Origin of the sequence: Blastomonas sp. AAP25 (assembly GCF_001295965.1) — a bacterium.
Taxonomy (GTDB): Bacteria; Pseudomonadota; Alphaproteobacteria; order Sphingomonadales; family Sphingomonadaceae; genus Blastomonas; species Blastomonas fulva.
The window spans coordinates 362,574-386,920 of sequence record NZ_LJHP01000005.1 but is presented as its reverse complement, the minus strand read 5'-3'; the positions used below and the strand labels follow the sequence as shown (position 1 = coordinate 386,920).

Sequence of the window (24,347 nt, the reverse complement as noted above, 5' to 3'; positions counted from 1 at the left end):
TCATGGCCAGCGCCATTTCCGCCAACAAGGCTGAACTTCTCGCCATCGCCAATTCGGTGGCAACCGAAAAGATGATCGACAAATCCATCGTGCTGGAAGCGATGGAAGAGGCGATCCAGCGCGCTGCCCGGGCCCGTTACGGCGCCGAGAACGACATCCGTGCAAAGCTCGACGGCAACACCGGCGACCTACGCCTGTGGCGCGTCGTCGAGGTGGTCGAGACCGTCGAGGATTATTTCAAGCAAGTCGACGTCAAGGCCGCGCAGAAGCTGCAGGCAGGGGCCGTGGTCGGCGACTTCATCGTCGATCCGCTTCCCGCCGTGGACCTGGGCCGCATCGATGCGCAGGCCGCCAAGCAGGTGATCTTCCAGAAGGTCCGCGATGCCGAGCGCGAACGCCAGCATGAAGAGTTCAAGGACCGCGTCGGCGAGATCATCACCGGCGTCGTCAAGTCGGTCGAGTTCGGCCATGTCATCGTCAACCTCGGCCGCGCCGAAGGCGTGATCCGCCGCGAACAGCAGATCCCGCGCGAAGTCGCCCGCGTCGGCGACCGCATCCGCGCGATCATCCTCAACGTCCGTCGCGAAAACCGCGGGCCGCAGATCTTCCTCAGCCGTGCGCACCCCGATTTCATGCGCAAGCTGTTCGAGCTCGAAGTTCCCGAAATCTACGACGGCATCATCCAGATCAAGGCCGCTGCGCGCGATCCCGGCAGCCGCGCCAAGATCGGCGTGATCAGCTATGACAGCTCGATCGATCCCGTCGGCGCCTGCGTCGGCATGAAGGGCAGCCGCGTTCAGGCGGTCGTGCAGGAAATGCAGGGCGAGAAGATCGACATCATCCCCTGGTCGGAAGACACCGCGACGTTCGTGGTCAACGCGCTCCAGCCCGCTACCGTCAGCCGCGTGGTGATCGACGAGGAAGAAAGCCGCATCGAAGTCGTCGTTCCCGACGACCAGCTGTCGCTCGCCATCGGTCGTCGCGGCCAGAACGTGCGCCTCGCCAGCCAGCTGACAGGCTCTGCCATCGACATCATGACCGAGGCCGAATCGAGCGAGAAGCGCCAGAAGGAATTCACCGAGCGGTCCGAGCTGTTCCAGAACGAGCTCGACGTCGACGAAACGCTCTCGCAGCTGCTGGTCGCCGAAGGCTTCAGCGAGCTGGAAGAAGTGGCGTATGTTTCGCCCGACGAGCTTTCGAGCATCGAAGGCTTTGACGACGAGCTCGCCGCCGAGCTTCAGAACCGTGCGCAGGAAGCGCTCGAGCGTCGCGAGGAAGCCTCGCGCGCCGAACGCCGCGTCCTGGGCGTCGAGGATGCGCTGGCCGAGCTGCCGCACCTCACCGAAGCAATGCTGGTGACCCTGGGCAAGGCGGGCATCAAGACGCTCGACGACCTGGCCGACCTCGCCACCGACGAGCTGATCGCCAAGAAGCGCGTCGAGCAGCGTCGCCGTGACAATTCGGCTCCGTCGAACAAGCGCCCCGAAGACAAGGGCGGCGTGCTGGCAACTTATGGCCTGAACGAAGAGCAGGGCAACGAGATCATCATGGCCGCCCGCGCGCACTGGTTCGAAGACGAAGACACAGTTGGGGAGGACGCGAATGCGGAAACTTCCCAATGACACGGTTGCTGATCTAGCAGCCGACGCGCCTACCCCCTCTGCCGACAACGCAGAAGGTCCTATTCGCCGCTGTATCCTCAGCGGCGAGCGGGACGAGCGCGCGCATCTGATCCGGCTTGCCATCAGCCCCGACGGCGTCGTGGCACCCGATGTTCGTGCCAAAGCGCCCGGACGCGGCGCGTGGATCGGGGTGGACCGCGCAGGCCTTGAAGAGGCGATCGCCAAGGGCAAGCTCAAGGGCGCGCTCGCCCGTGCGTTCAAGACCGGCCCGATCACCATTCCGGAAGACTTGCCGCAAGCCATCGAGGAAGCGCTGACCCGCGCCCTGCTCGACCGGCTGGGGCTCGAGGCGCGATCGGGCACCCTGCTCACCGGTTCCGACCGGATTGCCGAGACCGCACGGCGCGGAAAAGTCACCATGTTGCTGCACGCCAGCGATGCCGCCGCCGATGGCAATGGCAAGCTCGACCAGGCCTGGCGCGTGGGCAGCGAGACCGAGGGCAGCGGCGATCGGGGCATTGTATTGCCTGTAGACCGCACCCGCCTGTCTGTGGCATTGGGGCGCGACAACGCGGTTCATGTTGCGCTGACCGATCATCGCGCCGCCGCGCGCATTGACCAGTTTCTTGGCCGATTGCTGCATTTCAAAGGGGAGGGGGCTGAACCTGCCCCCGGAATGACGATCTAGCGCGCATTGGCGTGCGTGGATCGCCCCACGCGAACCGGCGATGCTGAACCCATCGCCCGACGTGACGTATTTATTGAGGATTGAGTCTGTTCGATGAGTGAAGATACCGAAAACAAGCCGACACTGGGTCGCAAGCCTCTGGGGCTGAAGCGTTCTGTCGAAGCTGGCGAAGTCAAGCAGACGTTCAGCCATGGCCGCACCAACAAGGTCGTGGTCGAAGTCAAGCGCCGCAAGCTGGTCGGCAAGCCCGGCGAAGCACCCGTTGCTGCGCCAGTGGCAGCGCCTGCCCCCGCCCCTGCGCCCACCCCGGCGCCGGTGGCAGCCCCGCCCCCGCCGCCGCGCCCGACCCAGTCGTCGATGCTGAGCCGCCGCGAGATCCAGGAAAAGCTGCTGCGCGAAGCAGAAGAAGCACGCCTGGCCTCGCTGGAAGAAGCACGCCGCCGCGAGACCGAGGAAAAGCAGCGCGCTGCCGAGGAAGCGCGTCGCCGCACCGAGGAAGCCAAGAAGGCCGAAAGCGAGCCTGCTGCGCCCGCGCCCACGCCCGCAGAGGCCGCCCCTGCCCCCGCCCCTACCAGCGAAGCCCCGCAGGCCGCGCCGGTCGAAGCCAAGACAGAACCCGCTGCTGCCGCAGCCCCCGCGACCGAAGACGCCAAGCCCGCAGCGGCCCCGCCGCCGCGTCGCTTTACCCCGGTGGCATCGCCGCCGCGGCCCGAGATCAAGCCCAAAAAGGCTACCGGCGCCAAGGTTGTCGACAACCGCCGCCAGTCGGGCAAGCTGACCGTGAGCAAGGCGCTGAACGAAGGTGACGGCGGTGCGCGTGCGCGCAGCCTCGCCGCACTCAAGCGCGCCCGCGACAAGGAACGCCGCCTGCACATGTCGGGTCAGAGCCGCGATGCTCAGCCCAAGCAGGTCCGCGACGTCGTCGTGCCCGAAGTGATCACCATCCAGGAACTGGCCAACCGCATGGCCGAAAAGGGTTCCGATCTGGTCAAGTCGCTGTTCAAGCTCGGCATGATGGTCACCATCAACGAGGCGATCGATCAGGATACTGCCGAACTTCTGGTCGAGGAATTCGGCCACAAGATCACCCGCGTGTCCGATTCCGATGTCGAAATCGACCACGACGCCGATGTCGATGCCGATGAAACCATGTCGCCGCGTGCGCCTGTGGTCACCATCATGGGCCATGTCGACCACGGCAAGACCAGCCTGCTCGATGCCCTGCGCGGCACCGATGTGGTCGCTGGCGAAGCGGGCGGCATCACCCAGCACATCGGCGCCTATCAGGTGCAGGTGCCCTCGGGCGACAAGATCACCTTCCTCGACACCCCGGGCCACTCGGCCTTTACCGAGATGCGTGCGCGCGGTGCCAACGTCACCGACATCGTCATCCTGGTGGTGGCGGCCGACGATGGCCTGATGCCGCAGACGATCGAGGCCATCAACCACACCAAGGCCGCCGGCGTGCCGATGATCGTGGCGATCAACAAGGTCGACAAGGAAGGCGCCAATCCGCAGAAGATCCGCGAGCGCCTGCTCGAGCACGAGGTCATCGTGGAAGCGATGTCGGGTGAAGTGCAGGACGTGGAAGTCTCCGCGCTCAAGAAGATCAACCTTGAAGGCCTGGTCGACAAGATCCTGCTGCAGGCCGAATTGCTCGAGCTCAAGGCCAACCCCGATCGCGCCGCCGAGGCTGTCGTGATCGAGGCCAAGCTGGACAAGGGCCGCGGCCCCGTTGCCACCGTTCTGGTGCAGCGCGGCACGCTCAAGCGCGGCGATATCTTCGTCGTGGGCGAGCAGTCGGGCAAGGTCCGTGCGCTGATCAACGACAAGGGCAAGCAGGTTCCTTCTGCAGGGCCTTCCGAACCCGTCGAGGTTCTCGGACTCACCGGCGTGCCGTCTGCGGGCGACAAGCTGACCGTGGTCGAGAACGAACAGCGGGCGCGTGAAGTCGCCGATTATCGCCGCCAGAAGGCGCTCGAAAAGCGCACCACGATGGCACCGACCAACATCGACACGATGTTCTCGTCGCTCGCCGCCAACCGCGCCAAGGAATATCCGGTGCTGGTCAAGGGCGATGTGCAGGGTTCGGTCGAAGCGATCGTTACCGCGCTCAACAAGATCTCGACCGATGACATCAAGGCCCGCGTGCTGCACGCTGGCGTGGGTGCCATCACCGAGTCCGACGTGACCCTGGCCAAGGCCTCGAACGCGCCGATCATCGGCTTCAATGTCCGCGCCAATGCCCAGGCACGGGCGCTGGCGACGCGTGATGGCGTGCGGTTCAAGTATTTCGACATCATCTACGACCTGCTCGACGATATCCGCGGCGAGATGGCAGGGGTTCTTGGCCCCGAGCGCATCGAAACCGTGGTCGGCCGCGCAGAGATCAAGGAGATCTTCCCGGCAGGCAAGAAGGACAAGGCGGCGGGTCTGCTCGTCACCGACGGCTTCATCCGCAAGGGCCTGCACGCGCGCATCACCCGCGACGATGTCATCGTCTCCAAGACGGTCATCTCCTCGCTGCGCCGTTTCAAGGACGATGTCGCCGAGGTCCGCACGGGCCTGGAATGCGGCGTCGTGCTGCAGGATACGAACGACATCAAGCCGGGCGATATCCTTGAAACGTTCGACGTCGAAATGCGCGACCGGACCTTGTAATTCGTGACCCCCGCCGCCTTTTTGAGAGGCGGCGGGGCGTCGTGAGAGGACATTATGGCCAAGCATAACGATACCGGCCCCGAAGGGCGCTCCGTCCGCGTGCTGCGGGTGGGCGAACAAGTGCGGCACGTTCTGTCGGAGCTGCTCGCGCGCGGCGAGGTGCACGACAAGGTGCTGACCGCGACTACCATCTCGATCACCGAAGTCCGCATGTCTCCTGACCTGCGGCACGCCACAGTGTTCGTGAAGCCGTTGCTGGGCAAGGACGAAGAGGTGGTGCTCAAGGCACTTCGCACCAACACTGCCTTCTTTCAGAAGGAAGTCGCCTCGCGCATCCGCACCAAATATGCGGCGAAACTCAAGTTCCTCGCCGATGACAGCTTCGACACCGGCAGCCATATCGACAAGCTGCTCAACGCGCCCAAGGTGGCGCAGGATCTGGGCAAGGACGATGCCCAAGATTGACGTCTTACCGGGTAAGACATAGGCTGCTTGCATGAACGATGTAACCCGCCTCTCGGCTCAAGGCCAGGTTCTCATCCCCAAGGATGTGAGAGACCGTCTGAAGTTGGCCGAAGGCGAGATTTTCGACGTGCTGACACGAGGCGAGGATATTGTTCTGCGCCGACCATCCAAAGCTCCCCGGCGTTCGGTCGAAGACGTCACTCGCAGCTTAAGGGCCATTTACCAGCACAAAGGACCGCCAATACCCCTTGAAAAACTGAGCTGGTCGCCGGATGTCGACGATCCCTCGCTCGACAATTAACGCGGTTAGCTGATGCAGGTTTTGGATACCAATGTCTTGGCGCGTTGGGTCTTGAATGATGATCCTGTGCAGTGCCTGCTCGCTGATGACGCTGTGTCAAAACCGTTCGTGCGTAGCTGGACAGCGTTTACCGAACTTGGCTGGGTGCTGGAGAAGGCGGTCCGGCTGCCACGTGCAATGGTGGCGACCCTTCTCGAGGAACTTGTCAGTTTGGATAACGCGCACACCGAAAGCCCAGCTGCAGTTGCCTGGGCTATCGAGCGATACCGGGCTGGTGCGGATTGGGCAGACATGATGCATCTGGCGTCGGCTCCCATCGATGCCAGTGGCTTTACCACCTTTGATCGAAGGCTGGTCCGACAGGCGGGCGAGGACAGCCCCCTGCCCGTAACGCCACTTCGAAAAGCTCCCTGATGGCCAAGCTCTATTTCTACTACGCCTCGATGAATGCAGGCAAATCCTCCACGCTGTTGCAGGCGGCGTTCAATTATGCCGAGCGGGGGATGCGGGCGATGCTGTGGACCGCGGCGCATGACGATCGCTTCGGCACCGGGCAGATCACCTCGCGCATCGGACTCCACGCGCCTGCGCATCTGTTCGAAGCCGACACCGACATCTTCGCTGCGGTCGCGCTCGACCTCGCCTCTGCGCCGCTGGATTGCGTGCTGGTCGACGAGGCGCAGTTCCTCACCAAGGCGCAGGTGTTCCAATGCGCGCGGATCTGCGACGAGCTCAAGATTCCCGTGCTCTGCTACGGCCTGCGCACCGATTTCCAGGCCGAACTTTTTCCCGGCAGCGCGCAGCTGCTCGCCATCGCCGATCATCTGGTCGAGCTCAAGGCCGTGTGCGAATGCGGGGCGAAGGCAACGATGAACCTGCGGGTCGATGAGACCGGCCAGGCGGTGAAGACCGGCGCGCAGACCGAGATCGGTGGTAATGACCGCTATATCGCGCTGTGCCGCAAGCACTTCATGGCGAAAATGGCATGAGCGCGCTGGAGACTGTTCTGGTCGATGGTGATGTCCGCCTGGAGCCGCTGGCCGCACACCACATCGAATTGCTGCGCGCGGCGTGTGCGCGCGATCCCGATATCTGGGAGATTTATCCGGTCTCGATGCTGGGCGAGCATTTTGACCGCGCGATGGAAGACTTCCACGCCACAACCAACTGGGTGCGTTTTGCGGTGCTGCATCGCGGCGTTCTGGTCGGCATGTCCTGCTATATCGCGCCCGACGAAAGCAACCATGTCGTCGAGATCGGCGGCACCTATATCGAGCCCGCCGCGCGCGGCAGCGCCGGGGTCAATTCTGCGATCAAACGGCTGATGATCGACCACGCCTTTGCCTGCGGCTTCACCCGGATCGAATTTCGAGTCGATAGCCGTAACCTGCGCAGCCAGGCGGCGGTGCGCAAGCTGGGCGCGATGCACGAGGGTACCCTGCGCCGAAACCGCATCACCTGGACCGGCTATGTGCGCGACACCTGCATGTTCGGCCTGTTGAAGACGGAATGGTCCGGCGGCCGCGGCTGAGAGTTTGCCTGAGGATTTGCCTGAGAGTTTGCCGGAGTGTTTGGTAGCGCCGGATAACGGTGCTAACGGCGCTGGCGATGCACGGATGGATCATTCTCGACAAACCTTATGGCATGGGCTCGACCGACGCGGTGACCGCGGTGAAGCGCGCGTTTCGTGCCGGGGGGCATGGCAAGGTCAAGGTCGGCCATGGCGGCACGCTCGACCCGCTGGCGACCGGCGTGCTGCCGATTGCATTGGGCGAGGCGACCAAGCTCACCGGCCAGATGCTCAACGGCGACAAGACCTATGATTTCACGATAGCCTTCGGCGTGCAGACCGATACGCTCGATGTCGAGGGTGTTGCCGTGGCGGACAGCGATGTGCGGCCGACGCTGGAAGCGATCGAAGCGGTGCTGCCGCGCTTTACCGGGCCGATCGACCAGGTGCCACCGGCGTATTCAGCGCTCAAGGTCGATGGCAAGCGCGCGTACGATCTGGCGCGAGCGGGCGAAGAGGTGGAACTGGCGAGCCGGGCAGTGACGGTGCATACGCTGACGATCCGTCATCCTGAACTTGTTTCAGGACCCATCGTGCCCCAAAAGCCGAAGCCGCAAGACGATAAATGGGCCCTGAAACAAGTTCAGGGTGACGATCAGGGCGCAGCGGGACCGTTGCTGGAAAGTATCACCCTCACCGCTTCTGTCTCGAAGGGAACCTATATCCGCAGCCTCGCCCGCGACATCGCGCAGGCGCTGGGAACGGTCGGGCACGTCACGATGCTGCGCCGCACGCAGGCGGGCCCCTTCACCCTGGCGGGGGCGATTTCACTGGACAATCTGGAGCAAATCCGCCATGGCGCGGCCCCAGAAGACATAATCTTGCCATTCGAGGCAGGGCTGGACGACATCCCGGCTCTTGACCTCACCCCCGATCAGGCAAGGCGGCTCCATATGGGGCAGGTCGTGACCGGGATAGCCGCACACGATGGGCGATATTGGGCGCGGGGGAGTGATGGCACTCCACTCGCTCTCGTTTCGCTTTCGGACCATGAGGTCCGGGTGGTGCGCGGCTTCAACCTTGGATAGATGTTCGAAGGACGAAGAAACATGACGATCAGTGCAGTACGCAAAGAAGAAGTTATCAAGGAACATGCCCGCGAAGCCGGTGATACCGGTTCACCCGAGGTCCAGGTAGCCATCCTGACCGAGCGCATCAACAACCTGACCGACCACTTCAAGGCACACCACAAGGACAACCACTCGCGTCGCGGCCTGCTGATGATGGTGAACAAGCGGCGCTCGCTGCTCGACTATCTGAAGAAGAAGGACGCCACCCGCTACAGCGACCTGATCGCCAAGCTGGGTCTTCGCAAGTAAGAATTCTCGGACGGCCCCCCAGCGGGGCCGTTCGTTTATCCGCGCCCCTGAAAATACCGGGCGCGGCACTCAACGGACCTTTTCCGCAATGAGGCGGACAAAGGCCAGCCGGGGCAGCAGAACAGCCCCGAACCGCGCCAGGCCGGTCAGCCTGGCACCAGAAGAGGCCCCGGTCCGCAATAGGGCGCATCGGGTTCGATAAGGAAAATCCATGTTTGACGTAAAGACTGTAGAAATCGAGTTGGGCGGAAAGACCCTCAAGCTCGAAACGGGCCGCATTGCCCGTCAGGCGGACGGCGCTGTGCTGGCCACCTATGGCGAAACCGTGGTGCTGTGCGCCGTGACCGCCGCAAAGTCCGTGAAGGAAGGCCAGGATTTCTTCCCGCTGACCGTTCACTATCAGGAAAAATTCTCCGCAGCAGGCCGCATCCCCGGTGGCTTCTTCAAGCGTGAGCGCGGCGCGACCGAAAAGGAAACGCTGACCAGCCGCCTGATCGACCGTCCCGTCCGTCCGCTGTTCCCCGAAGGTTTCTACAACGAAATCAACGTGATCGCGCAGGTTCTGTCGTTCGACGGCGAATCCGAGCCCGATATGGTGGCGATGATCGCAGCATCGGCTGCGCTGACGCTTTCGGGCGTCCCCTTCATGGGCCCGATCGGCGCGTGCCGCGTCGGCTACCAGGACGGCGAATACCAGCTCAACCCGTCGATGGATCAGGTCAAGGAAGGCGAGCTCGATCTCGTCGTCGCCGCGACCCAGGATGCCGTGATGATGGTCGAATCGGAAGCCAAGGAGCTTTCCGAGGAAATCATGCTCGGCGCTGTCGAGTTCGCGCATGATGCCTGCCGCCAGGTTGTCGGCGCGATCATCAAGCTGGCCGAGCAGGCTGCCAAGGATCCTTGGGAAATGGCTGCACAGGCCGATCTGTCGGCTGCCAAGCAGAAGCTGCGCGACCTGATCGGTTCGGACATTGCCGCAGCGTACAAGCTGACCGACAAGTCGGCCCGCTCGAACGCGCTGAATGAAGCTCGCGCAAAGGCCAAGGCAGCCTTTGCCGACGCCACCCCGCAGGACCAGATGGCCGCCAACAAGCTCATGAAGAAGCTGGAAGCGGAAATCGTCCGCGGTGCCATCCTCAAGGACGGCAGCCGCATCGATGGCCGTACCACCACGCAGATCCGTCCGATCGAAGCGATGGTCGGCTTCCTGCCCCGCACCCACGGTTCGGCGCTGTTCACACGTGGTGAAACGCAGTCGATCTGCACCACCACCTTGGGCACCAAGGACAGCGAGCAGATGATCGACGGCCTGACCGGGCTCTCGTATGAAAACTTCATGCTGCACTACAACTTCCCGCCCTATTCGGTCGGTGAAGTCGGCCGCTTCGGCGCGCCCGGCCGTCGTGAAGTGGGCCATGGCAAGCTGGCATGGCGTGCGCTGCACCCCGTGCTGCCCAGCAAGGACGAGTTCCCCTACACGATCCGCGTTCTGTCCGACATTACCGAATCCAACGGCTCTTCGTCGATGGCAACGGTGTGCGGCGGTTCGCTTTCGATGATGGACGCGGGCGTTCCGCTCAAGCGTCCGGTGTCGGGCATCGCGATGGGCCTGATCCTCGAAGGCAGCGATTTCGCTGTCCTGTCGGACATCCTGGGTGATGAAGATCACCTCGGCGACATGGACTTCAAAGTGGCTGGCACGTCCGAAGGCATCACCACGATGCAGATGGACATCAAGATCGCCGGCATCACCCGCGAGATCATGGCGCAGGCGCTGGCGCAGGCCAAGGAAGGCCGTGCGCACATCCTGGGCGAAATGGCCAAGGCGCTCGACAGCACCCGCACCGAGCTTTCGGCGCATGCTCCGCGTATCGAGACGCTGCAGATCGACAAGTCGAAGATCCGTGAAGTCATCGGCACCGGCGGCAAGGTGATCCGCGAGATCGTCGCTGAAACCGGCGCCAAGGTCGACATCGATGATGAAGGCCTGATCAAGATCAGCTCGTCCGACGTCAACCAGATCGAAGCCGCGCGCAAGTGGATCCTGGGCATTGTGGAAGAAGCCGAAGTCGGCAAGGTCTACAACGGCAAGGTCGTGAACATGGTCGATTTCGGCGCGTTCGTGAACTTCATGGGCGGCAAGGACGGCCTGGTCCACGTGTCTGAAATCCGCAACGAGCGGGTCGAAAAGGTGACCGACGTCCTGACCGAAGGCCAAGAAGTGAAGGTCAAGGTTCTCGAGATCGATCCGCGCGGCAAGGTTCGCCTGTCGATGCGCGTCGTCGATCAGGAAACCGGTGAAGAGCTGGAAGACACCCGCCCTGCCCGCGAACCGCGCGAGCGCGGTGAACGTGGCGACCGTGGTGATCGCGGCGATCGTCGCCCCCGTCGCGACGGCGATGGCGGACGTGGCCGCGAAGGTGGCCGTGGTGGCGAACGTTCGGGCGGCGGTGATCGCGGCGGCGAGCGTTCCGGCGGTGGCCGTGGCCGCGGCCGTGCAGAAGGCGGCTCGGCCCCCGATGCGGGACTGCCCGACTTCATCACCGGCGACAACTGAGCTTAGCAGTTTGCTGCTAGTGTCGCGGGCTTGCTCGTGATGCGACAAAGACCGGCTGGAAGCGTCATGCTTCCGGCCGGTTTTTTGTTGGGTGCGGCGGTAAGGCTAAGAGGGTCGCGCTACGGACGCTCCCCTCCCTTCAAGGGAGGGGCTGGGGGTGGGTAGGCGTCCAGATGAAACATCCGTAACATCCGGCTTCATGGCCCAACGCGTCCCGCCAGCTATGACTCGCAACGCTCGCGAACTGCGCAACAATGCGACACTGCCCGAGCACAAGCTTTGGAGGCAGCTATCAGCCTATCGCCCAAGGTTCACACGGCAGCTCGTCATCGGACCCTATATCGCGGACCTCGCTAACCGCCGTGCCAGGCTGATCGTTGAAATTGATGGCGAGCAGCATCTCGACAATCCGAACGATGTCGTCCGAACAACCTATCTTGAGGCACGCGGATGGACGGTGATGAGGTTCTGGAACCATGAGGTGATGGAGAGCCCCGAAGCCGTCGCAGAGGAAGTGCTAGCGCGGACCGCCGAGTGCCTCGGCGGGACCCACCCCCAACCCCTCCCTTCCAGGGAGGGGCGCAAGAGACTGCCGCGCATCCGAACGGAAAAACCCTGACCTGAAAACAAATCGGGGCAGGATCACGCTTTAACAGCACGATCCCACCCCATTGGTATCATCCTTGCCAGACGGCAAAGCTATCCGATCAATACACCCGCTTCTTGGGCTTGATGTACTCAATCTCGTCGCTCAACGTGTATTCGTGCACCGGGCGGAAATCGAGGGTGACCTTGCCGCCCTTGCCGCCCCAGCCTTCGAACCAGCTGACGGTGTGCTTCATGAAGTTGGTATCGTCGCGCTCGGGGTAATCTTCGTGCATGTGCGCGCCGCGGCTTTCCTTGCGGCTGTGCGCGCTTTCGATGGTGCAGACCGCCTGGCTGAGCAGGTTGTCGAGTTCCAGCGTCTCGATCAGGTCGGTGTTCCAGATCAGCGAGCGATCGGAAACGTGGACGTCCTGCATCCGCTGGTTGACCGTCTGCATCAGCGCGGTGCCTTCGGACAGCAATTGCGTGTCGCGGAACACCGCCGCATGCTTCTGCATCGTCTTCTGCATGTCCATGCGGATCTGCGCGGTCGGCGAACCGCCCTTGGCGTTGCGGAAGTGGTCGAGACGCGCGAGCGACATATCCGCCGAATCCTGCGGCAGCGCCTTGTGCGAGCTGCCCGGCTTGATGGTATCGCGCAGGTGGTGACCAGTCGCACGGCCGAACACGACCAGATCGATCAGCGAGTTCGAACCCAGGCGGTTGGCGCCATGCACCGATACGCAGGCGGCTTCGCCCACGGCATACAGGCCGGGGACCACGGTATCGGGGTCGCCATCCTTGATGGTGACAACTTGGCCATGATAATTGCAGGGAATTCCGCCCATGTTGTAGTGGACGGTCGGCACCACCGGCAGAGGCTGGCGGGTCAGGTCGACATTGGCGAAGATCTTGCCGGTCTCGGTGATGCCCGGCAGGCGCTCGGCCAGCACCTTCTCGTCGATGTGATCGAGATGCAGGTAGATATGGTCGTTTTCCTTGCCGACGCCGCGGCCTTCGCGGATTTCGGCGGCCATCGAGCGGCTGACGACGTCACGGCTGGCCAGATCCTTGGCGGACGGAGCATAGCGCTCCATGAAGCGCTCGCCTTCGGAGTTGGTGAGGTAACCGCCCTCGCCGCGCGCGCCTTCGGTAATCAGCACGCCCGCGCCATAGATGCCGGTCGGGTGGAACTGGACGAATTCCATGTCCTGCAGCGGCAGGCCCGCACGCAGCACCATCGCCCCGCCATCACCGGTGCAGGTGTGTGCCGAAGTGGCCGAGAAATAGCAGCGGCCCGAACCGCCGGTTGCCAGCACCACGGCGTGGCTGCGGAAGCGGTGGATCGATCCGTCTTCCATGCACAAGGCGATCACGCCACGGCACGCGCCGTCTTCCATGATCAGGTCGATGGCGAAATATTCGATGAAGAAGTCGGAATCGTACTTCAACGACTGCTGGTACAGCGCATGCAGCATGGCATGGCCGGTACGGTCGGCCGCGGCGCAGGTGCGCTGCACCGGCGGGCCTTCGCCCATGTTCTGCATGTGGCCGCCGAACGGGCGCTGATAGATGGTGCCATTGTCGTTGCGGCTGAACGGAACGCCTGCGTGCTCCAGTTCGTAAACAGCGGCAGGCGCTTCACGCACCATATATTCGATCGCGTCCTGGTCCCCCAGCCAGTCCGATCCCTTGACGGTATCGTACATGTGCCACGACCAGTGATCGGGCGAGTTGTTGCCCAGGCTCGCCGCGATGCCGCCCTGGGCCGCCACGGTGTGGCTGCGGGTGGGGAACACCTTGGTGATGCACGCGGTCTTCAGGCCCGCTTCGGCGCTGCCCATGGTGGCGCGCAGGCCCGATCCGCCTGCCCCGACGACAACCGTGTCGTATACATGGTCGATGATCTTGTAGGCTTCAGACATCAGCTTGCGGCTCCGGCAAAGGCAATGCGTGCGACAGAAAAGATGCCGAGGGCAGCCCCGGCGATGGCATAGAAGTTGAGCAGCAGGATCACGCCGAACTTGGTGCCGTGATCATGCACATAATCCTCGACGATCACCTGCAGGCCAAGGCGCAGGTGATAGAACACGGTGATCAGCAGCAGGATCATCGCGGTGGCGGCCAGCGGCGAGGACAGCCAGGCGGTGACCGTGGCGTGATCAAGCGCGGGCAGGCTGACCAGCGACGCAATGAACCAGATCATCAGGATCAGGTTGCTGACCGCGGTGACGCGCGCCATGACCCAGTGGTGGGTCCCGGTTTTGGCGGATCCCAGTCCGCGTACTTTGCCAATTCTGGTGCCACTACCCATGGTCGCCTCCTCGCGCGGACATCAATGGTCCTGCGCAGCGTAAAAATTCAAAAAGACTCAGACGAAAAAGATGATCGTCCACAAGATCGCGGTCAGCGCGATCGCCAGCACGGGCAGCAGAGCCGACCAGCGGTTGTTGCCGTCGACCTCGTACCCCGCGCCGATATCCAGCACGAAATGCCGCAGACCCGAGCACATGTGCTGGAAGAAGGCCCAGCTCAGGCCGATCATCAGCAGATAGCCGATCGGGCTGGTGGCCCAGCCGACATACCAGGCATAGCCTTCTGGTCCGCTGGCAAGCGCCATAAGCCAGCCGACCAGCAGAACGCCGCCGATCACTGCCATGCCATCGCCGGTTGCGCGATGCAGGATGGAAACCAGCATGGCCGGTCCCCAGCGCCAGATTGACAGGTGCGGCGAGAGCGGCCTGCCCGATGGTTTGCCCATGGTATCCCCCGTAAAATCGATCATAATAACGACTGAAATGCGTCCCGCGCCTGTTTAACCGATTGCCCACATGATGCAATTGCTGATTGCGGCGGCGCAGTTTCGGCAGGCGCACGCAACGGGCTCCATCCGCGCCGCTTCGCGCAGCATCCTAACTCCGCATTAACCATGTCGGCCTAAAGTCACTGGCATATCACCGCTTATGTGAGGACGGCATGGCAGAGTTCAACCGCGATTCCGGCAGCCCGACCGATGCCCGGTCGCTGTACGCATTGGTCATGCACGACCTGTCGATCAGCGACCGCCTGACCGCGTTCGATCCCGATGGCAAGCTGCCCGGGCTTGCCCGCCAGGCGCGGGAGCATATGGAAGGCGACGAAGACCTGATCGCCAACGCGTTCTGGGACTTTTATGTCGCCGCCAGCAACATCGCGTCGCGGGTTCGCGATCTGGACAAGGTGCGCGAATCCACCATCCGTTCGGTGCGAGAATACACGGTTGAGAAATTCGTGCGGTTCGATGAACAGGGCTGGGTCGAGCAGGCGTTTGCCAACACGCTCAACGCCCGCGCCATGGGCATTCCGCTGTGGCAGGTCCTCGCCGCACAGACGCAGACCTATGATTTTGCCCTCAAGCGCATGCACACCAAGCTGAGCGATCAGCCGCTGCTGTATTTCAGCCTCGCAGGGGCCATGGCCAAGATGATGATGATCGAGGCCGAGATCATGTCGTTCGCGGTCAATGCGGTCAGCAGCCTCGAGGCGCAGCACACGCGCATGCAGCAGACCTCCAGTTTCAAGCAGACGGTCGATGGCGAGTTGCAGCAGGCATCGCATCTGGGAACCGGGCTGCAGGGCCAGGTGGTTGCCGCCTCAGAGGCCGCGCGCCAGATGCTGGGCCGCTCGTCCGAGGTCGCCGCTGCCGCCGAACAATCTGCCATCGCCATGCGCGAGGCGGCGCAGACCGCCGCAGGCCTGATCCGCGCGATCGAGGATGCCCGCTGCGAAGTGGAGGTTGCCGCCGACGTTGCCGAACGCGCCTCGCGCGAAGCGGGACATGCGGTCGCCAGCACGCAGACGCTGTCGACCCACGCCGAGTCGATCGAATCGATCCTCAGCCTGATCCGCGATATCGCAGGCCAGACCAACCTGCTCGCGCTCAACGCCACGATCGAGGCTGCGCGCGCAGGCGATGCCGGGCGTGGCTTTGCCGTGGTCGCGCAAGAGGTCAAGAGCCTCGCCAACCAGACCGCGCGCGCCACCGACGATATTGCGCACAAGATCACCGCCATCCAGCAGGCGACGCGGGACACCGTCGCCTCCAACGATTCGGTCCGCGCCACGGTCAGCGAGGTGCAGACTTCGGCCGACCGGATTCGCCAGGCGATGGAAATCCAGGCCCAGACCGTGACAATCATCACCGCCGCTGTCGACGAGACCGCGCTCGCCGCCGATTCGATGTCGAACACCATCGGCACCATCCGCATGGATACCGAGGGGCTTGCCAGCGAGATGGACAAGGTGGGCGCGGGCTTCAGCCATCTGCAGTCGCAACTGACCCAACTCAAGCAGCGCTCCAACAGCTTTGCCGACGAAATCGGGCTCGCCAAGATCGCCTGACCGACCGATCGATTTTGCCGCCCGCACCGATGGACCGCATCGCACGCGCGGGCTATGCTGGCGCGCATGATCCATGTCGAACAGAACATCCTCGTCACCGGCTCCAGCCGCGGCATCGGCCGCGCTATCGCCGACACCCTGCATGAAGCCGGACACCGGGTGGTGGGCCATGCCAGCCGCCCGTTTCCCGACGACAGCCCCGATGCCCCGGCCTGGGATCTGGTCGATGCCGATTTCGGTGATTTTCGCGGTCCCGGCAGTCTGTGGGCCGAAGCGCTTGACCTGCTCGACGGGCGGATCGACGTCCTGATCAACAACGCCGGCATCTTCGCTGCCAACCCAATCGATTCAGGTGATGCCGAATGGCTTGCCGCGTGGGACGAGACGATGACGATCAACCTCACCGCCAGCGCGCAACTGTGCCGGCTTGCGGTGCTGCATTTCCAGGCAGGCGGGCAGGAAGGGCGCATCGTCAACATCGCCAGCCGCGCCGCCTATCGCGGCGACAGCCCCGCGCACTGGCATTATGCGGCCTCCAAGGGCGGCATGGTGGCGATGACCAAGTCGATCGCGCGCGCCTACGCGTCGCAAGGCATCTATGCCTTTGCGATCTGCCCGGGGTTCACGATGACCGGCATGGCGGAGGATTACCTTTCCAGTCGCGGCGGCGACAAATTGCTCGCCGACATTCCGCTGGGCCGAGTCGCCATGCCCGACGAGGTCGCCACCATGGCCGCTTTCTGCGCCCTCGACGCCCCGCCGTCGATGACCGGCGCAGTGCTCGACGTCAACGGCGCAAGCTTTGTGCGGTAGGATGCCCCGCAATGCGCCTTGCGCTGGCAATCGGACGTTTGTCACACTAGAGCACGCTGCTCAGGCATAACCGCGCATCCGACAGCGACGAAGGACCCCCTCATTGGACAACTGGAAAGTCACCATTCCCTGCACGCTGGCCGAGGCGCAGGCGGTTACCGAAGCCGAGGATATCGACGAGGCCGCGTTCGGCAGTCCCAGCCTGGTGGCGAGCGAGGTCGATGCCTATGCCGACCCCCAGATGCCTGGAAGCTGGGCGATCCATGGCTATTTCACGCAGAAGCCCGATGCCCGGTGGATCCGCCGCCTGCGCGATCTGGTGCCCAGCGCCGATGGTCTGAGGCTGAAGCCCGAGCGGCTGCCCGAGGACGACTGGGTGACCATGAGCCAGTCCGGGCTGGAGCCGATCCGCGCCGGCCGCTTCTGCGTCCACACCCCCGAGATGCCCGCGTCGACCGAAGCCGGCATCACCAATTTCTGCATTCCGGCGAGCCTGGCGTTTGGCACCGGACACCACAACACCACGCGCGGCTGTCTGATGATGCTCGATGCGATGAAGCGCCGCGGCCATGTTGTGCGCAGCCATATCGATATCGGCACGGGCACGGGCCTGCTCGCCTTTGCCGCGATGCACCTGTGGCCGCGCAGCTTTGCCACCGCGAGCGACATCGATCCGGTCTGCGGCCCGGCGGTCGTCGATAATGCCGAGGCCAACGGCGTTGCGCTGGGCCAGCGCCCCGGCGCGCTTGCGATGTTCATCGCCGAGGGGCTGGACGATGCCGATCTGCAGCGCCGCGCGCCCTATGACCTTGTCATCGCCAACATCCTGGCCGGGCCGCTGATCGAACTGGCGGGCGATATCGCTGCGGTCACCGCACCGCAGGGACAGGCGGTGCTCTCCGGCCTGCTGGGCACGCAGGCGGACGCGGTGTCGCGCGCCTATCGGATGGTCGGCTTTCGCCTTGCCGAGCGGCTGGACCTGGGCGACTGGACCGTGCTGCGCTTGCGCAAGCGGGGCGGACGATGGACGGGCAAGGCGTAATCTCGCACCCGAGAGATTTCCCCGTCACCCCCGCGCACGCGGGGGTCCCGCTTCTGCCACGGCTGGCGCTCGAAAAGCGGGATTTCCGCGTTCGCGGGAATGACGGGGTTAAAGTCAGCCCAGGCCGGAAATCGGGTTGGTGATACGGCGTCTTCGCTCCATCCTCGGCTGGCTGCTGCTCGTCGCGGGGCTTGCCTTTCTTGCGGGCGAAGCCGGGGGGCTGATCGGCACCAACCGCGACTGGCGCGAACCCGATGACGGCATCACCATCTATGTCGAGACCAACGGCTTCCACACCGGGTTCATCCTGCCTGCCCAGGCAGAAGGCATCGACTGGCACGCGCTGTTCCCGCCGACCGATCTTGGCGACATGCGCTACCACGCCACCGGCGCCACCGATCATGTCGCGATCGGCTGGGGCGAACGCGATTTCTATCTCGCCACCCCGCGCTGGCAGGATCTGGACCCTGCCACCATGGCGCGCGCCGCGATCGGCAGCGATGCGACGCTCGTCCACATCTACCACATGACCCGCCCGCTCGAAGGGCGCTACGCCAGGCGGCTGGTGATCAGCCACGCGGCCTACCGGACGCTCGCCGCACGGCTGATGCAGGATATCGCGCTGCCCGAAACAGGACCGCTCGAGCCTATCCCAGGCTATGGCGGCGACGATGTGTTCTATCAGGCGCGAGGCCGCTATTCGCTGGTCAACAGCTGCAACGTGTGGACCGGGAATCACCTGCGTGCGATCGGCGTCAGAGTTGGCGCGTGGACCCCGGCAGAGCACCACGTCATGCGCTGGTTCCCGCAAGCCGCGCCTCGAGGTACAGCCGCTCGGCCCACGGAGGATTGAGCGCGAGCGCCGCGCGGTAGCTCGCCTGTGCTGCGCCAAAATCGCCGGTCGCCGCCTGAAGATGCGCGCGCGCGGCGTGCCAGGGCCGATAGGTTGCAAGCGCCGCCGCATCGAGTGCGTCGAGCGCAGCCAGCGCGGATTCGGCCCCTGCAAGCCTGCCGAGCGCAAGCGCGCGGTTGATCGCCACCACCGCCCCGGGCCGCATCACCAGCAGCACATCATACAGCCGCACGATCGCCTGCCAGTCGGTGGAGCCTTCGTCGCGGCGACGGGCGTGCGTCAGATGGATCGCGGCCATGATCTGATAGGGGCCGCTGCGCCCCAGCGCCGCCGCCCGGTCCATCAGCCTGGCTGCAGATGCGATCAGCGGGGCATCCCAGCGTGCTGCATCCTGTTCGCTCAGCGGCACCATGCAGCCGGTTTCATCCACGCGCGCGCCACGGCGCGATTCGGCGAGTTGCACCAGCGCGGCAAGCCCCAGCACCTCGGGATCGCCCGGCACCAGTTCGGCCAGCATCCGCGCCAGCCGCAGCACCTCGGGCCCCAGATCCGCGGTCGGCTCGCTGCTGCCGGCATCCTGATAGGCCAGCGCATAGCCGATCTCCAGCGTCGCCAGCACCGCAGCCATCCGCTCTCCCCACAAATGCGGCTCCGGCGTTTCGAAGGGCACCTGTGCCTCGCGGATCTTGGCCTTGGCGCGTGTCAGTCGCTGGTACATCGCGGGCACCGCCATCAGGAAGGCCGCCGCAATGCGTTCGGTCGGCACGCCGCAGACCACGCGCAGCGTCAGCGCCGCCCGCGCATCGGGCGCGATGGCCGGGTGGCAGCAGATGAAGATCAGCCGCAGTCGCTCGTCGGGGATCGGTTCGCCCGGCAGCAGTTCCGGCTCTGCCGCCACGAACGCTTCCGAAGCCGATTGGCTGGCGACCAGCTTGGCGAGCCGCGCGTCGCGCCGCAGCCGATCGATGATCCGCCGCCGCGCCGCAACGTGCAGCCATGCGGCCATGTTCGCAGGTAGCGGATCATCGCTGAACTGGCGCAGCGCGAGTTCGCTGGCATCGGCAAAGCCGTCTTCGGCCAGGTCCAGATCGCGAAACCGCGCCGCCAGCGCGGCGACCACAACGGGGCGGGCCGCGATGATCGCCGCACCTGCCCCGCCCCGCGCGTCCATCAGCCCTCTGCGCCCATCGGCCAGATCGGTCGCACCTCGACCGATCCCTTGCCGGGTACGGGAATGCGCTTGGCCCATTCCAGCGCCTGATCGAGATTGTCGACGGTGATGATGTAGAAGCCGCCCAGTTCCTCGTGGCTTTCAGCAAAGGCGCCATCGTGGATCTGGTGGCTGCCATGGTCCCAGCGGATGGTGGTCGCGGTGGAGGCAGCCTTCAGCCGCTCGCCCGAAAACGGCACGCCCGCAGCCACCAGAGCCTCGGCCAGCGCCATATGCTTGGCCAGCGTGTCGGCGAGGATCGCCTCGCCATCCGGCCCGGCATAAACGCTTTCGTCTTCGTGGATCATCAGCATGTATTGCATCGTCATGTCTCCTTGGATCGAACGCCCCGCCACCGGGATGTTCCGATCCCATGACGAACGGGCGCGCGCGGATTCGACACGCGGATCAGGCGTTGCGCATGATTTCCGCCCATTCGGCCTCGTCGACCACCCGCACGCCAAGCTCGGCGGCCTTTTTGAGCTTTGATCCCGCGCCGGGCCCGGCCACCACCAGATCGGTCTTGGCCGAGACCGAACCGGCCGATTTCGCCCCCAGCCGTTCGGCCTGCGCCTTGGCCTCGTCGCGGCTCATCGTCTCCAGCTTGCCGGTGAACACGATGGTCTTGCCGCTCCACTCAGTTTCGCGCGCGGTGGAGACGAAGGCGGCGGGGCGGACTTCGGCGATCAGGTCGTCGAACACCGCTGCGTTATGCGGTTCGTGGAAGAAATCGCCCAATGCCTCGGCGACCGCGGGACCGATGCCGTCGATTCCGGTGACTTCGGCCACCGCTTCGGCATCGCCCGCCGCCAGCCGGTGGCCGATCGTGCCCACCGCCTCGACGCTGCCGAACGCCTTGACCAGATCCTTCGCGGTCACCGATCCGACATGGCGAATGCCCAGAGCGAACAGGAAGCGCCCCGGGTCTGCCCCCCGCCGCGCCTCGATGCTGGCGAGCAGGTTGTCGACCGACTTTTCCTGCCAGCCCTCGCGCGCGAGGATGGCGGAGCGGTGCTGCTTAAGCCGAAAGATGTCGCCCGGCTTGGCAATGAAGCCCGCGTCCAGGAACTCGGCGATCGTGCGTTCACCCAGCCCATCGATGTCGAGCGCGGCGCGGCTGACAAAGTGCTTGAGGCGTTCGCGCTGCTGCGCGGGGCAGATCAGCCCGCCGGTGCAGCGGACATCGACCTCGCCCTCCTCGGCGACGGCTTCGCTTTGGCACACAGGGCAGCGTTCGGGGAAGGCATAGGGATTGCGCGGTTCTTCGCGGGTCAGGTTCTCGACCACCTGGGGGATCACGTCGCCCGCGCGCTGGACGACCACCCGGTCGCCAGGGCGCACGCCCAGCCGCGCGATCTCGTCGCGGTTGTGCAAGGTGACGTTGGAGACAACGACGCCGCCGACGGTCACCGGGGTGAGCCTGCCGACCGGGGTCAGCTTGCCGGTGCGCCCGACCTGGATATCGATCGCCTGCAGTGTGGTTTCGGCGCGCTCGGCCGGGAACTTGTGCGCCAGCGCCCAGCGCGGCGCCTTTGCAACAAATCCCAGCCGCGCCTGCCAGTCGAGCCGGTCGACCTTGTAGACGACGCCGTCGATATCATAGGGCAGGTCCGCGCGCTGCGCCTCGATGCTGCGGTAATGCGCGAGCAGGTCTTCGAGCGATTCGACGCGTTGCAACAGCGGCGAGACGGGCACGCCCATCGCGGCAATCGCCTGCATCACTTCGTGCTGCGTATCGCCCGGAACCTCGCTCGCGACGCCCCAGCCATGCGCGAGGAATCGCAGCGGACGCGCGGCGGTTACCCTGGCGTCCTTCTGCCGCAGCGATCCGGCGGCGGCATTGCGCGGATTGGCGAACAGTTTCTCGTCCCGCTCGGCCTGCGCCGCGTTGAGCGCGGTGAAGTCCGCCTTGGACATGTAGACCTCGCCGCGAATTTCGAAGATTTCGGGCGCTTTTCCGGCAAGGCGCTCCGGAATATCCGCAATCATCCGCACATTGGCGGTGACGTCCTCCCCCACCTCGCCATCGCCGCGTGTCGCGGCGCGCACCAGCACGCCGTTCTCATAGCGCAGCGAGAGCGATAGCCCGTCGATCTTGTCCTCGGCGGTCAGCGCCAGCGTCTCGTCCTCAGGCAACGCCAGATAGCGCCGCACCCGGCCTACGAACTCGGCGATGTCCTCATACGAAAAGCCGTTGTCGAGGCTCATCATCCGCTGCTCGTGCCGAACCTTGGTCAGCGGAGAAGCCTCGACCGCCGCACCCACCATCCGGCTGGGGCTGTCGGCGCGGATCAGATGCGGAAAGGCCGCTTCCAGCTCATTGTTCCGCCTCACCAGAGCGTCATAGTCCGCATCGGAAATCTCCGGCGAATCCTCGGCATGATACAGCCGGTTGTGGTGCGCGATCTTCTTGGCGAGCCGCTGCAGCTCGATCGCGGCTTCGGCTTCGGAGAGCGCCGATACGTCCTTCATCACACCCTCTCCAGCAACCGATCCGCCTGCGCGCGCGCCTCTGGCGTGATTTCCGCGCCCGAGAGCATCCGCGCGATCTCCTCCTTGCGGTCGGCGTCGTCGAGCAGGCGCACGCCGGTGCGCGCGACGGTGCCGTCGGAGGTCTTGGCGATCAGCAGGTGGTGCGCGCCGCGGGCGGCGACCTGGGGCGAGTGGGTGACGACCAGCAATTGCGTGGTGAGCGCCAGCCGCGCCAGCCGTTCGCCGATGGCAGAGGCCACCGCGCCGCCGACGCCGCGGTCGATTTCGTCGAAGATCATCGTTTCGGCCCCGCCCTGTTCGGCCAGCGCGACCTTCAAGGCGAGGATGAAGCGCGATAGTTCGCCTCCGGAAGCGATCTTCATCAGCGGCGCAAAATCGCTACCGGGGTTGGTCGAGATCAGGAATTCGACATGATCCATGCCTGATGGCCCCCAGCGCGCTTCGTCCAAGGGATCGACCAGGGTCCGGAAGCGCGCGGCATCAAGCTTGAGCGGGATCAGCTCGCCCTGCACCGCCGCATCGAGCGCCTTGCCCGCCTTGGCGCGCTCGGAGCTCAGCGCCCCGGCTGCGGACACATACGCGGCCTTGGCAGCATGGCGGGCCTTGTCGAGCGCGGTGAGATTCGCCCCGCCCGATTCGAGCGCAGCCCAGTCCGCCTGCATCCGGGCGAGCAGATCGGGCAGAGCGTCGCCTGCGACATTGTGCTTGCGGGCGAGCGCGCGCAGATCGAACAGGCGGCGTTCCATCTCGTCGAGCCGCACCGAATCATAGGTCAGCGCCTCGGACGCCGCGCGCAGCTTCGCCTCGGCATCGTCGGCCTCGATCACCGAGCGGTCGAGCGCCTCCAGCGCCTCGTTGAGCAAGGGATGCTCCTCGGCGATCCGGTCGAGCTTGCGCGCAGCGCCGCGCAACTGCGCCAGCGCGCCCTTCGACCCTTCGAAGGTCGCAAACAGATCGGCGATGTCGCCCGAAAGCCGCTCGCCCTTCTGCATCGCGGCGCGATCGCCGGCGAGCTCCGCCTCTTCGCCCGGCTGCGGCATGAAGGCGGTGAGTTCGGCGAGGTTGTGCTCGAGCAGATCGCGGTCGCGCAAAGCCGTGTCGATCGCGGCATTGGCATCGGCGTACGCGCGCTCTGCGGCCTGCCAGCCGCGCCAGGCTGCGGCGACGCCTGCGACATCGCATCGCCCGAAGCTGTCGAGCAGATCGCGATGCCCCTTGGGGTTGATGAGGCCGCGATCGTCATGCTGGCCGTGAATCTCGACCAGTAGCACGCCAAGGTCCCGCAGCAGCCCGGCCGAAACCGGCTGGTCGTTGACGAAGGCGCGGCTGCCGCCATCGGCGCGCACCTGCCGCCGGATCAGCAACGGCTCGCCCGGCTCCTGCGCGATGTCGTTCTCGCCCAGCAACGCCGCGACGGCAGCATGGCCTGCGACATCGAACCCGGCGATCACCAGCGCACGCTCAGCCCCCTGCCGCACCAGCCCGCTATCGGCGCGCGCGCCCATCGCGAGGCCCAGCGCATCGAGCAGGATGGATTTGCCCGCGCCGGTCTCCCCGGTGAGCACGCCCAGACCGCGATGGAAATCGAGGTCGAGCGCCTCGATCAGCACCAGGTCACGAATGGCAAGCGACAGCAGCATGGGACGTGCTTTAGAACATACAGTGGACAGGTGGGAACAGCTTTTTGGAGCACGGCACCGCGGGGACAGGCTGCATGGCGCAGCAGATTTGACGCGACGGTGATTGACTTGTCTTCGATCCGCCCATAGCTCCCGAAAAACAGGGGCG

Annotated in this window: 23 protein-coding genes; 16 read left to right on the top strand and 7 right to left on the bottom strand. The window is 64.8% G+C overall.

Translation table 11 applies throughout. The features are described 5' to 3' along the window. The first annotated feature begins 2 nt into the window (after nt 1–2). From nusA to IP68_RS06465, 12 genes are all read left to right on the top strand, one after another. A complete protein-coding gene (nusA, locus tag IP68_RS06520) occupies nt 3–1,622 on the top strand; it encodes a transcription termination factor NusA (RefSeq protein WP_054134145.1) in 1,620 nt (539 codons plus the stop codon). Further along, nucleotides 1,603–2,310, top strand: a complete 708-nt coding sequence (locus IP68_RS06515; RefSeq protein WP_054134144.1) for a DUF448 domain-containing protein — start codon at nt 1,603–1,605, stop codon at nt 2,308–2,310. The genes nusA and IP68_RS06515 overlap by 20 nt, the downstream gene beginning before the upstream one ends. A 93-nt stretch (nt 2,311–2,403) precedes the next feature. Further along, nucleotides 2,404–4,971, top strand: coding sequence for a translation initiation factor IF-2 (gene infB / locus IP68_RS06510; RefSeq protein ID WP_054134143.1), 2,568 nt, complete (start codon nt 2,404–2,406; stop codon nt 4,969–4,971). 54 nt (nt 4,972–5,025) lie between these two features. Next, complete coding sequence (gene rbfA / locus IP68_RS06505; RefSeq protein WP_054134142.1) at nt 5,026–5,436, top strand: 30S ribosome-binding factor RbfA; 411 nt, start codon at nt 5,026–5,028, stop codon at nt 5,434–5,436. A gap of 31 nt (nt 5,437–5,467) precedes the next feature. Continuing rightward, nucleotides 5,468–5,737: an AbrB/MazE/SpoVT family DNA-binding domain-containing protein gene (locus tag IP68_RS06500; RefSeq protein WP_054134141.1), complete on the top strand. Its 270-nt coding sequence runs from the start codon at nt 5,468–5,470 to the stop codon at nt 5,735–5,737. Between the two features lie 12 nt (nt 5,738–5,749). Continuing rightward, nucleotides 5,750–6,151, top strand: a complete 402-nt coding sequence (locus IP68_RS06495; protein WP_054134140.1) for a type II toxin-antitoxin system VapC family toxin — start codon at nt 5,750–5,752, stop codon at nt 6,149–6,151. After that, the gene (locus tag IP68_RS06490; protein ID WP_054134139.1) at nt 6,151–6,726 is read left to right on the top strand and encodes a thymidine kinase; all 576 of its coding nucleotides are present in this window, start codon (nt 6,151–6,153) and stop codon (nt 6,724–6,726) included. The genes IP68_RS06495 and IP68_RS06490 overlap by 1 nt, the downstream gene beginning before the upstream one ends. After that, complete coding sequence (locus IP68_RS06485) at nt 6,723–7,268, top strand: GNAT family N-acetyltransferase (protein WP_054134138.1); 546 nt, start codon at nt 6,723–6,725, stop codon at nt 7,266–7,268. The genes IP68_RS06490 and IP68_RS06485 overlap by 4 nt, the downstream gene beginning before the upstream one ends. Nucleotides 7,269–7,345: 77 nt before the next feature. Further along, a complete protein-coding gene (truB, locus tag IP68_RS06480) occupies nt 7,346–8,335 on the top strand; it encodes a tRNA pseudouridine(55) synthase TruB (RefSeq protein WP_054134137.1) in 990 nt (329 codons plus the stop codon). A gap of 21 nt (nt 8,336–8,356) precedes the next feature. Beyond that, entirely contained in the window at nt 8,357–8,626 is a 270-nt protein-coding gene (gene rpsO, locus IP68_RS06475) for a 30S ribosomal protein S15 (protein ID WP_054134136.1), read from the top strand. Between the two features lie 211 nt (nt 8,627–8,837). Next, nucleotides 8,838–11,183, top strand: a complete 2,346-nt coding sequence (gene pnp / locus IP68_RS06470) for a polyribonucleotide nucleotidyltransferase (RefSeq protein ID WP_054134135.1) — start codon at nt 8,838–8,840, stop codon at nt 11,181–11,183. Nucleotides 11,184–11,382: 199 nt separating this feature from the next. Beyond that, nucleotides 11,383–11,802, top strand: coding sequence for an endonuclease domain-containing protein (locus tag IP68_RS06465; protein ID WP_054134134.1), 420 nt, complete (start codon nt 11,383–11,385; stop codon nt 11,800–11,802). An 88-nt stretch (nt 11,803–11,890) separates the two neighbouring features. On the opposite strand, the gene sdhA is transcribed toward IP68_RS06465, so the two are convergent. The 3 genes from sdhA to sdhC are packed head-to-tail and all read right to left on the bottom strand — an operon-like array spanning nt 11,891 to nt 14,529. Further along, complete coding sequence (sdhA, locus tag IP68_RS06460) at nt 11,891–13,693, bottom strand: succinate dehydrogenase flavoprotein subunit (protein ID WP_054134133.1); 1,803 nt, start codon at nt 13,691–13,693, stop codon at nt 11,891–11,893. Further along, entirely contained in the window at nt 13,693–14,082 is a 390-nt protein-coding gene (gene sdhD, locus IP68_RS06455; protein ID WP_054134132.1) for a succinate dehydrogenase, hydrophobic membrane anchor protein, read from the bottom strand. Before sdhD ends, sdhA begins: the two co-directional genes overlap by 1 nt. A gap of 57 nt (nt 14,083–14,139) precedes the next feature. Next, nucleotides 14,140–14,529 (bottom strand): succinate dehydrogenase, cytochrome b556 subunit, encoded by a 390-nt coding sequence (gene sdhC / locus IP68_RS06450; protein ID WP_054134355.1) that lies wholly within the window; start codon nt 14,527–14,529, stop codon nt 14,140–14,142. Nucleotides 14,530–14,744: 215 nt separating this feature from the next. Between sdhC and IP68_RS06445 the strand changes: the two genes are divergently transcribed. The 4 genes from IP68_RS06445 to IP68_RS06430 all read left to right on the top strand — a co-directional run bounded on the left by IP68_RS06445 (nt 14,745) and on the right by IP68_RS06430 (nt 18,856). Beyond that, nucleotides 14,745–16,148, top strand: a complete 1,404-nt coding sequence (locus tag IP68_RS06445) for a methyl-accepting chemotaxis protein (protein WP_054134131.1) — start codon at nt 14,745–14,747, stop codon at nt 16,146–16,148. Between the two features lie 66 nt (nt 16,149–16,214). Continuing rightward, the gene (locus IP68_RS06440) at nt 16,215–16,961 is read left to right on the top strand and encodes an SDR family NAD(P)-dependent oxidoreductase (RefSeq protein WP_054134354.1); all 747 of its coding nucleotides are present in this window, start codon (nt 16,215–16,217) and stop codon (nt 16,959–16,961) included. Nucleotides 16,962–17,064: 103 nt separating this feature from the next. Beyond that, nucleotides 17,065–18,003: a 50S ribosomal protein L11 methyltransferase gene (locus tag IP68_RS06435; protein WP_054134130.1), complete on the top strand. Its 939-nt coding sequence runs from the start codon at nt 17,065–17,067 to the stop codon at nt 18,001–18,003. Nucleotides 18,004–18,142: 139 nt separating this feature from the next. Then, complete coding sequence (locus tag IP68_RS06430; RefSeq protein WP_231683766.1) at nt 18,143–18,856, top strand: TIGR02117 family protein; 714 nt, start codon at nt 18,143–18,145, stop codon at nt 18,854–18,856. On the opposite strand, the gene IP68_RS06425 is transcribed toward IP68_RS06430, so the two are convergent. The 4 genes from IP68_RS06425 to recN all read right to left on the bottom strand — a co-directional run bounded on the left by IP68_RS06425 (nt 18,795) and on the right by recN (nt 24,199). Continuing rightward, nucleotides 18,795–20,027 carry an RNA polymerase sigma factor gene (locus tag IP68_RS06425; RefSeq protein ID WP_054134128.1) on the bottom strand — a complete coding sequence of 411 codons (1,233 nt, stop codon included), beginning with the start codon at nt 20,025–20,027 and terminating at the stop codon, nt 18,795–18,797. The genes IP68_RS06430 and IP68_RS06425 overlap by 62 nt on opposite strands. Then, nucleotides 20,027–20,395 carry a YciI family protein gene (locus tag IP68_RS06420; protein WP_231683764.1) on the bottom strand — a complete coding sequence of 123 codons (369 nt, stop codon included), beginning with the start codon at nt 20,393–20,395 and terminating at the stop codon, nt 20,027–20,029. The genes IP68_RS06425 and IP68_RS06420 overlap by 1 nt, the downstream gene beginning before the upstream one ends. 79 nt (nt 20,396–20,474) lie before the next feature. Beyond that, nucleotides 20,475–22,538, bottom strand: a complete 2,064-nt coding sequence (gene ligA / locus IP68_RS06415; RefSeq protein WP_054134127.1) for an NAD-dependent DNA ligase LigA — start codon at nt 22,536–22,538, stop codon at nt 20,475–20,477. Next, nucleotides 22,538–24,199: a DNA repair protein RecN gene (gene recN, locus IP68_RS06410; protein WP_054134126.1), complete on the bottom strand. Its 1,662-nt coding sequence runs from the start codon at nt 24,197–24,199 to the stop codon at nt 22,538–22,540. The genes ligA and recN overlap by 1 nt, the downstream gene beginning before the upstream one ends. Nucleotides 24,200–24,347: the final 148 nt, after the last annotated feature.